8 protein-coding genes and 1 pseudogene are annotated in these 7,406 nt (G+C 73.1%); 5 read left to right on the top strand and 4 right to left on the bottom strand.

Translation table 11 applies throughout. The features are described 5' to 3' along the window. Window positions 1-132 (bottom strand): annotated as a pseudogene (locus D8Y23_RS11470) (DUF3097 family protein); the annotation flags it as partial. Between the two features lie 123 nt (window positions 133-255). Here D8Y23_RS11470 and D8Y23_RS17225 point away from each other — a divergent pair. From D8Y23_RS17225 to D8Y23_RS11450, 4 genes are all read left to right on the top strand, one after another. Next, window positions 256-2,313, top strand: a complete 2,058-nt coding sequence (locus tag D8Y23_RS17225) for a TPM domain-containing protein (RefSeq protein WP_128218257.1) — start codon at window positions 256-258, stop codon at window positions 2,311-2,313. Between the two features lie 91 nt (window positions 2,314-2,404). Beyond that, the gene (locus D8Y23_RS11460) at window positions 2,405-3,157 is read left to right on the top strand and encodes a PspA/IM30 family protein (RefSeq protein ID WP_128218256.1); all 753 of its coding nucleotides are present in this window, start codon (window positions 2,405-2,407) and stop codon (window positions 3,155-3,157) included. A 59-nt stretch (window positions 3,158-3,216) separates the two neighbouring features. Further along, window positions 3,217-4,032 carry an arginase family protein gene (locus tag D8Y23_RS11455; protein ID WP_128218255.1) on the top strand — a complete coding sequence of 272 codons (816 nt, stop codon included), beginning with the start codon at window positions 3,217-3,219 and terminating at the stop codon, window positions 4,030-4,032. Beyond that, complete coding sequence (locus D8Y23_RS11450; protein WP_128218254.1) at window positions 4,029-4,484, top strand: Fe-S oxidoreductase; 456 nt, start codon at window positions 4,029-4,031, stop codon at window positions 4,482-4,484. The genes D8Y23_RS11455 and D8Y23_RS11450 overlap by 4 nt, the downstream gene beginning before the upstream one ends. A gap of 8 nt (window positions 4,485-4,492) precedes the next feature. Here D8Y23_RS11450 and D8Y23_RS11445 read toward each other — a convergent pair whose 3' ends face one another. From D8Y23_RS11445 to D8Y23_RS11435, 3 genes are all read right to left on the bottom strand, one after another. Continuing rightward, complete coding sequence (locus D8Y23_RS11445) at window positions 4,493-4,957, bottom strand: SIP domain-containing protein (RefSeq protein WP_128218253.1); 465 nt, start codon at window positions 4,955-4,957, stop codon at window positions 4,493-4,495. Between the two features lie 79 nt (window positions 4,958-5,036). Then, on the bottom strand, window positions 5,037-5,747 hold the full coding sequence (locus D8Y23_RS11440; RefSeq protein WP_128218252.1) for a tyrosine-protein phosphatase: 711 nt from the start codon (window positions 5,745-5,747) through the stop codon (window positions 5,037-5,039). Further along, window positions 5,744-6,292, bottom strand: coding sequence for a carboxymuconolactone decarboxylase family protein (locus D8Y23_RS11435; protein WP_240663880.1), 549 nt, complete (start codon window positions 6,290-6,292; stop codon window positions 5,744-5,746). The genes D8Y23_RS11440 and D8Y23_RS11435 overlap by 4 nt, the downstream gene beginning before the upstream one ends. 110 nt (window positions 6,293-6,402) lie before the next feature. Here D8Y23_RS11435 and D8Y23_RS11430 point away from each other — a divergent pair, with 110 nt between their 5' ends. Then, window positions 6,403-7,320, top strand: coding sequence for an alpha/beta fold hydrolase (locus D8Y23_RS11430; RefSeq protein ID WP_240663879.1), 918 nt, complete (start codon window positions 6,403-6,405; stop codon window positions 7,318-7,320). Window positions 7,321-7,406 lie beyond the last annotated feature (86 nt).

Here is a 7,406-nt window from a genome sequence, read left to right as displayed (position 1 = left end):
GACCGCTCCGCAGAATCCATCGCCGGCGACCTCGACCACGAGATCGACGGATGCCGCGACCTCAGCGGCCTTCTTGCGCCCGGCGTCGCGCCAGCCGCGGGCGAGCACGTCGGTGCCGTAGCGATCGTCCATGGGGCTCCCTTCGAACGCCCGAGCCTATGCGCCGAGCCTGTGCGCTGAGGGCGGACGCGCCGAGCCTTCCTGCGTGTCCGAGGGGCTTTATAGAGTGGGGGCCTCAGCGCCGAAGGGGAATGCATGCACAAGCCGAAGACGGCAGCGATCATGACGGGTCTCGTGATCGCGGCGGCGTCGGTCCTCGGCCTGGCCGCCCCGGCGTGGGCCGTCCCGCCGCCGCCGCTCGGGTCCAGCTACGTCCTCGACCAGGCCGACGTCCTGACCAACGCGCAGGAGGCCGAGGTGCAGTCGCGGCTCGTGCGCCTGTCGGAGCAGACCGGGCTCGACATGTGGGTCGTCTTCGTCGACGACTTCACCGAGCCGGCTTCGGCCGCCGACTGGGCCAACCAGGCGGCGAACCGCAACCAACTGGGACCGCACCAGTATCTGCTCGCGGTCTCGATCGATGGGCGGGCCTACTACCTCTCGGGCGATGTCGACGATGGTCCGCTGACGGCGGACCAGCTCGCCGACATCGAGCAGGAGCGCGTCCAGCCGGCGCTGACCGCGGGCGATTACGCCGGCGCGGCCGACGCCGCGGCGACCGGCATCACCGCCGCCGCCCGCGGAGCCGAGCCCGCCCAGCCGCCCGCACCCGCCGGCAGCGGGCCCGACGTGGCCCTCATCGCCCTCGTGGTGTTCCTCGTGCTCGCCCTCGGGGGCGGCCTGCTGTGGCTATGGCTGCGTCGCCGCCGCGGAGCGCCCGCCAGCGGAACCGTCCCCGTCGAGAGCCTCGACGACCTGTCGCGCCGCGCGGGGTCCGCGCTCGTCGCGACCGACGACGCCATGAAGACCAGCGAGCAGGAGCTCGGCTTCGCCCGCGCCCAGTTCGGCGACGACGCCGCCGCGCCGTACGCCGAGGCGCTCGCCCAGGCGAAGGCCGACCTCGACCGCGCCTTCACGATCTCGCAACAGCTCGACGACGACGTGCCCGAGACCGCGGACCAGCGGCGTGCAGGCTACGTCGAGATCCTGCGCCTGTGCGCGTCGGCCGACGAGGCTCTGGATGCCAAGGCCGCCGCGTTCGAGCAACTGCGGGCCCTCGAGTCCGACGCGCCCGGCGCACTGGCGCGGGCGCGCGAGCGGCACTCCGTGGCCGCCACGGCGCTGGATGCGACCGCGCGCGACCTCGCGTCACTGCGTGAGCGCTACGCCGACGACGCGCTGGCCACCGTGACCGATAACCCGCCCCAGGCCCGCGACCGCCTCGAGCTCGCCGCCCAGCAGTTCGAGGCCGCCGAGCGGGCGATCGCCGCCGGGTCCACCGGCGAGGCCGCGGTCGCCATCCGCGCCGCGGAAGCCGCGCTCTCCCAGGCCGAAAGCCTCGAGAAGGCGGTCACCTCGCTCGCCGACGACCTGTCCGCCGCGGAGCGTCGCGCCGCCGACCTCGTGGCCGAGATCGAGGGCGACCTCGCCACGGCGGCCGCGCTGCCCGACCCCGACGGCCGCATCGCCGGCGCCGTCGCGACCGCGCGGACACAGCTCGACGCCGGACGAGCCGCGCTCACGCCCCCGCGCACGGCCCCGCTGCGGGCCCTCGCCGCGCTCGAGCAGGGCAACGCGGCGATCGACGCGGCGGTGGGAGCGGCTCAGGACGCCGCCGAGAGCCGCCGTCGCGCCGAGTCGCAGCTCGATGCCCTCCTCGTCCAGGCGCGCTCCCAGGTCTCGGCCACCGAGGACTTCATCTCCGCCCGTCGCGGCGCCATCGGCCCGACGGCCCGTACGCGGCTGGCCGAGGCGGGCGCGGCGCTCGTCCAGGCCGAGCAGCTGCGCTCCGCCGACCCCGTGTCCGCGCTCCCGTTCGCGCAACGCGCCGCCGAACTCGCCGGGCAGGCAGCCTCCCTGGCGCAGAACGACGTGGGCGCGTTCGGCGGCGGCCGCGGCGGGAACGGCGGAGGAGGCGACATGATGGGCGCCATCCTGGGCGGCATCGCCGTCAATGCTCTCCTGGGCGGCGGCTCTCGCTCGCGCGGCGGATTCGGCGGCGGCGGACTGGGCGGGATGCTCGGCGGAGGCGGAATGCTCGGCGGCGGGGGTGGCGGATTCGGCGGCGGTTCCCGTTCGGGCGGTTCCCGCGGTCGCTCCGGCGGGTCGTCGTCCGGCGGCTCGCGTGCTCGCCGCGGAGGGGGGCGCTTCTGACGCTCATCCGCCGGCCCAGAGGGGCCGTCACAGAAAACTCGTAGCAATCGGCACCAGACTCGACACCGTCGCCTCAGGAAGGAAATCCCGCATGGCCAAGCAGTCCATCTTCGGTCGGATCTCGACCCTCGTCCGCGCGAACATCAACTCGCTCCTCGACCAGGCCGAGGACCCGCAGAAGATGCTCGATCAACTCGTTCGCGACTACACCAACTCGATCGCCGACGCCGAGTCGGCCATCGCCGAGACCATCGGCAACCTGCGCCTGCTCGAGCGCGACCACCAGGAAGACGTCCAGGCCGCGGCGGAGTGGGGCAACAAGGCCCTCGCCGCCAGCCGCAAGGGCGACGAACTGCGCGCCGCCGGTAACGCGAGCGAGGCCGACAAGTTCGACAACCTCGCCAAGATCGCGCTGCAGCGTCAGATCACCGCCGAGAGCGAGGCCAAGTCCGCCGAGCCCACGATCGCCTCGCAGACCGAGGTCGTCGACAAGCTCAAGGACGGCCTCAACGGCATGAAGACCAAGCTCGAGCAGCTCCGGTCGAAGCGCAGCGAGCTGCTCGCCCGCGCGAAGGTGGCCGAGGCGCAGAACAAGGTCCACGACGCGGTGAAGTCCATCGACGTGCTCGACCCGACCAGCGAACTCGGCCGATTCGAGGACAAGATCCGCCGCGAAGAGGCCCTCGCCGCGGGAAAGCAGGAACTGGCCGCGTCGAGCATCGACGCGCAGTTCAACGCCCTCGAGGACGTCGGCGAGCTCACCGAGGTCGAAGCACGCCTGGCCGCACTGAAGACCGGCGGCCCGCAGCGCGCCGCGATCGACGCGCCGAGCCCCGACCTCTGATCGACACGGGAGCGCACCGCCCCGCCAGCGGTGCGCTCCCCCGTTCCGACAGGTACGCCATGACGCGTTTCGTGATCGCCCCGCAGTGGCAGGGCTCGTCCTCGTCGCGTGCGATGCAGCTGATCGACGGTGCCGAGGCGATCGCGGGCGATCTCCCCCGCGCCGCGACCACGACGCTCGAGGCGCCACCCGAAGCCGGCGACGCCCAGGGCACGCGCGTCCTCCGGGCGAGCGCGCTGGTGCGGATGCGCGAGCGCATCCACGACGCGGTCGCGGCGGTGCACGGCGAGCACGCGGTCACGATCGGCGGCGACTGCGGGGTCGCGCTCGGCGCCGTGTCCGCCGTGGCGGGGGACGATCTCGCGGTCCTCTGGATCGACGCCCACGCCGACCTCAACACCCCCGAGTCGTCGCCGAGCGGCGCGTTCCACGGCATGGTGCTCCGCGCGATCATCGGTGACGGCATCGACCCGCTGCGCCTGAGCCCCGGCATCCCTCCCTCCCGGGTCGTCCTGGCCGGTACGCGAGCGGTGGATGCCGAGGAGCAGCGGTTCATCGACGAGCACGGCATCCGCGTGATCCCGGCAGCCGGACTGTCAGATCCCGAGAGTCTCGCGGATGCCGTCGTGGCGACCGGGGCCGCCCGGGTCCACGTCCACGTCGATCTCGACGTGCTCGATCCGGCCGAGATCGCGGGCGTCGCGCTGCCCGAGCCCTTCGGAGCGCGAGCCGCCGACGTGGCGGCCGCGATCCGTCGGCTGCGAGCTCGCGTGCCGCTGGCCGGTGCCACGATCACCGAGTTCTCGCCCTCGACCCCCGCCGCCGCCGTCGACGACCTCGGCACGATCCTGCGCCTGGTCGGGGCGCTGGCATGAGCCCGATCCCGCGACCCCCGGCCGGCTGGCGGGAACGCGCTGACCGCGCGGTCGCCCGCGGGCGCCGTATCGACCGCCTCATCCCCGCGGCCCTGCTCGACTCCCCCGTGAGCCGGATCGGCTTCCTCTACGGTCGCACGGTCGGCTGGGTGTGGGGCTCGGTGTGGAGCACGGGCCGCGTCGAACGCCGGAACGGGCTGTGGGTGTTCCGCGGCCTGCCCGCGTGGGCCTTCCCCCGCGGCGGCGTGTGCGTGGGCGACTGCTTCCTCACCGGCGATGACGCCCCCACCGACGCCGTCCTCGGTCACGAGGCCGTCCACGCGGGCCAGTGGCGCCGATACGGCTTCCTGATGCCGTGGCTGTACCTCGCCGCGGGGCGTGACCCGCTGCGTAACCGCTTCGAGATCGAAGCCGGTCTCGTCGAGGGGAACTACGTCCCGCGCGGAGCGTGACTGCGGCCTCAGCGCGCGGTGGCGAGTCCGAAACGCTCGGGGGTGTGGATGTGGCCCGCATCGACGCCGTGGCGCGACGTGAGGTCGTCGACGATGTCGACCGTGCCGAGGTAGCACCCGAGCAGGAAGATGCGGGTGGCGTCGTCATCGCAGCAGAGCATCTCGCCGGCCCATCCGGCCACCGCGCGGGAGAGCGCCTGACCGGGCGCACAGGTGCGGCCGGTGCCCGGAGCGCCGCCGCGGCGGGACCGGTCGAGCCAGGTCACCGTCATGCGGGCGGGAGCCGCGACCGACGTGATCCACGACGCGTCCGGGACCTCGATGAAGAGGCGCCCGGTCGAGCAGATCGGCAGCGTCGCCAGCACCGCCTCCATCTCGGCGAGGGACGTCTCGTCGGCCGTGATGAGGTGCTGCACACGCGTGTGACGCGAGGCGCGGCAGGCGGCGGCGTTGTGCTCGGCAGAGGTGGACATGATGGCATCCACTATACCCGCGATGAAGGGTTGCCTAACCTGTGTTGCCGCCCTGGATCCGCGGGGGCCGCGGACGAGATCACTCGATCAGCGCGTCCCGGAGACGTTCGAGTTCGGCGTCGGTCATGCCGTGCGCTCGAAGGAAATCGGCCGGCGATCCGTACGCGGTGTCCAGTCGCGCCAGCAGCTCGCGCATCACCGGGGCGGGAGACCGGGTCGCGAGTTCTTCGGCGTGCCGGTTCCCGGGATGCAGGGCACGGATGCCGGCGATGACCCGACGATTGCGCGCGGCCGGGAGCAACCCCTCCGTGCGGGCGTAGTCGTCGACGACGGCTGCGCGATCGACCCCGGCGGCGGCGAGCGCGATCGCGACCGTGACGCCGGTGCGATCCTTGCCGACCGTGCAGTGGATCAGTGCCGGCGGCGCCTCGGAGATGCCGCGCACCGCCTCGACGATCCGGTCGGCCGAACCCTCGACGAGTTCGGCGTACAGCTCGCCGAGGCTCACGTCGCGCTCGAAGAACGATTCCACCGACCCCAGGAACAGCGGCACGCGCTGCACGTCGACATCGAGCCCGTCGATGCGGCTGGGGGCGAAGCGCACCTCATCGTCATCGCGGAGGTCGATGATGCGGCGCAGCCCGAGGTCGCCCATCGCGCGGAGCCCCTCGTCGTCGACGTCGACGAGGTTGCCGGAGCGGAAGAGCACGCCCGCGCGCGTGCGGCGGGTTCCGGCGGGCAGGCCCCCGACGTCGCGGAAGTTGGTCGCGCCCGAGACGAGAGAGCTCACGCGCCACCCCCGTGGTCGTGGGTGCCACGCGGTGCGGTCGTGCCGAGCGGCAGCGTGCCCTCGCTCAGCGTGGCGGCGGTCGACGCGCGCGGCGGGACCGGGTACCGGCCCGCGATCGCGACGCGGTTGAACGCGTTGATCGCCACGAGCACCCAACTGAGCGCGACGTACTCGTCCTCGCTCAGGATGCCGCCCGCCCGGTCGTAGACCTCGTCGGGGACGCCGTCGTCGTGGATGAAGGTGAACGACTCGGTGAGTTCCAGGGCGGCACGCTCGCGCTCGTCGAAGACGCCGGACTCGCGCCACGTCGCGATCTGCGCGATGACGTCGGCGTCGAGCCCCGCCTTCACGGCCGCGTCGACATGCACGCGCACGCAGTAGGCACAGCCGTTGAGCTGAGAGGCGTGGATCTGGACGATCTCGCGCAGGCGGGCGTCGATACCGGCCGCCGCCGCGAGACCGCCGACGGTTTTCGAGAACGACCGCAGCGCCGCGTACGCCTCGGGAGCCTTCTTCGACAGGTGCACGCGCCGTTCCTCGCCCATGGCGACAGCCTACGGTGCGCCCCGGACACGCGGCCGGGCTCGGTCGACAGATGTGTCCGATCGCGTCGGGCCGGTGGCGACCCCGGGGTTCCCGGTGTCAGGCTGGCCTCGTGCCCGACGTCGACGAGTTCTCCTTCCTGCCCGCCCAAGCCGCCGCCGTCGGGGTCGACGTCCCGTCTGTCGAACGGGTGAGCCTCGCGCTGCCCGACGGTCGCACGCTCAGCGGGCTGCGATGGGGCGAGGAACCCCCGCGCGTGACCCTTCTCCACGGCGCCGGCCTGAACGCGCACACATGGGACACCACACTCCTCCACCTGGGCGAGCCGGCGCTGGCGCTCGATCTCCCCGGCCACGGCGACTCGTCCTGGCGGGAGGACGCGGCGTACGTGGGTCGCGTGCTCGCACCCGACGTCGCGATCGCCCTCGAGGCCTGGACGCACGGACCGCAGGTGGTGGTCGGCCACTCGTTGGGCGGTCTCACCGCCGCGGCGCTCGCGGCGTCCCGCCCCGACCTGATCGACGAGGTCGTGATCGTCGACATCACCCCGGGGATCGACCCCAGCGCTGGTCCGGCGCAGCTGCGGGCGTTCTTCGCGGGACCGACCGATTGGGCGACGCGGGACGAGTTGGTCGAGAAGGCCCTGTCGTTCGGCCTCGGCGGCTCGCGGCCCGCCGCCGAACGCGGGGTGTTCCTCAACACCCGCGTGCGTGCCGACGGGCGCGTGGAGTGGAAGCATCATTTCGCGCACCTCGCCGCGGCCGCCGCGGCAGCGGGAACCGACACCGGGACTCCGGATGCCGTGCGCGCGGTGCTCGCGTCCAGTGGCTGGGACGACATCCAGGCCGTCCGCGCGCCCCTCCTGTTCGTGCGGGCGGATCACGGTTTCGTCACGGCCGAGGATGCCGACGAACTCGTCCGGCGGGCGGCGAACGCCCGCGTGCGTGTCGTTCCGACCGCGCACAACGTGCAGGAGGAGGACCCCGCGGGTCTCGCCGCGCTCCTGCGCGACACCCTGTCGGCCGCCTGACACCGCCGGTCCTGAGGGTGTCGCGCAGTGTCACACGCGGCGTCCCTTCCCACGGGTGAAAGTAGGCTGTCCTCACCCCACCTCAC

The organism is Microbacterium enclense (assembly GCF_004022425.1).
Lineage (GTDB): Bacteria > Actinomycetota > Actinomycetes > Actinomycetales > Microbacteriaceae > Microbacterium > Microbacterium enclense_A.
Note: the sequence above shows the minus strand (reverse complement) of the source record. Positions and strands in the feature narration are given on the sequence as shown.

What these genes read in the sequence shown, in the direction of transcription:
- D8Y23_RS11435 (WP_240663880.1), bottom strand. Translation starts at nt 6,292, where the DNA reads ATGGGCGAGGAACGGCGCGTGCACCTGTCGAAGAAGGCTCCCGAGGCG.
- D8Y23_RS17225 (WP_128218257.1), top strand. Translation starts at nt 256, where the DNA reads ATGCACAAGCCGAAGACGGCAGCGATCATGACGGGTCTCGTGATCGCG.
- D8Y23_RS11460 (WP_128218256.1), top strand. Translation starts at nt 2,405, where the DNA reads ATGGCCAAGCAGTCCATCTTCGGTCGGATCTCGACCCTCGTCCGCGCG.
- D8Y23_RS11445 (WP_128218253.1), bottom strand. Translation starts at nt 4,957, where the DNA reads ATGTCCACCTCTGCCGAGCACAACGCCGCCGCCTGCCGCGCCTCGCGT.
- D8Y23_RS11455 (WP_128218255.1), top strand. Translation starts at nt 3,217, where the DNA reads ATGACGCGTTTCGTGATCGCCCCGCAGTGGCAGGGCTCGTCCTCGTCG.
- D8Y23_RS11450 (WP_128218254.1), top strand. Translation starts at nt 4,029, where the DNA reads ATGAGCCCGATCCCGCGACCCCCGGCCGGCTGGCGGGAACGCGCTGAC.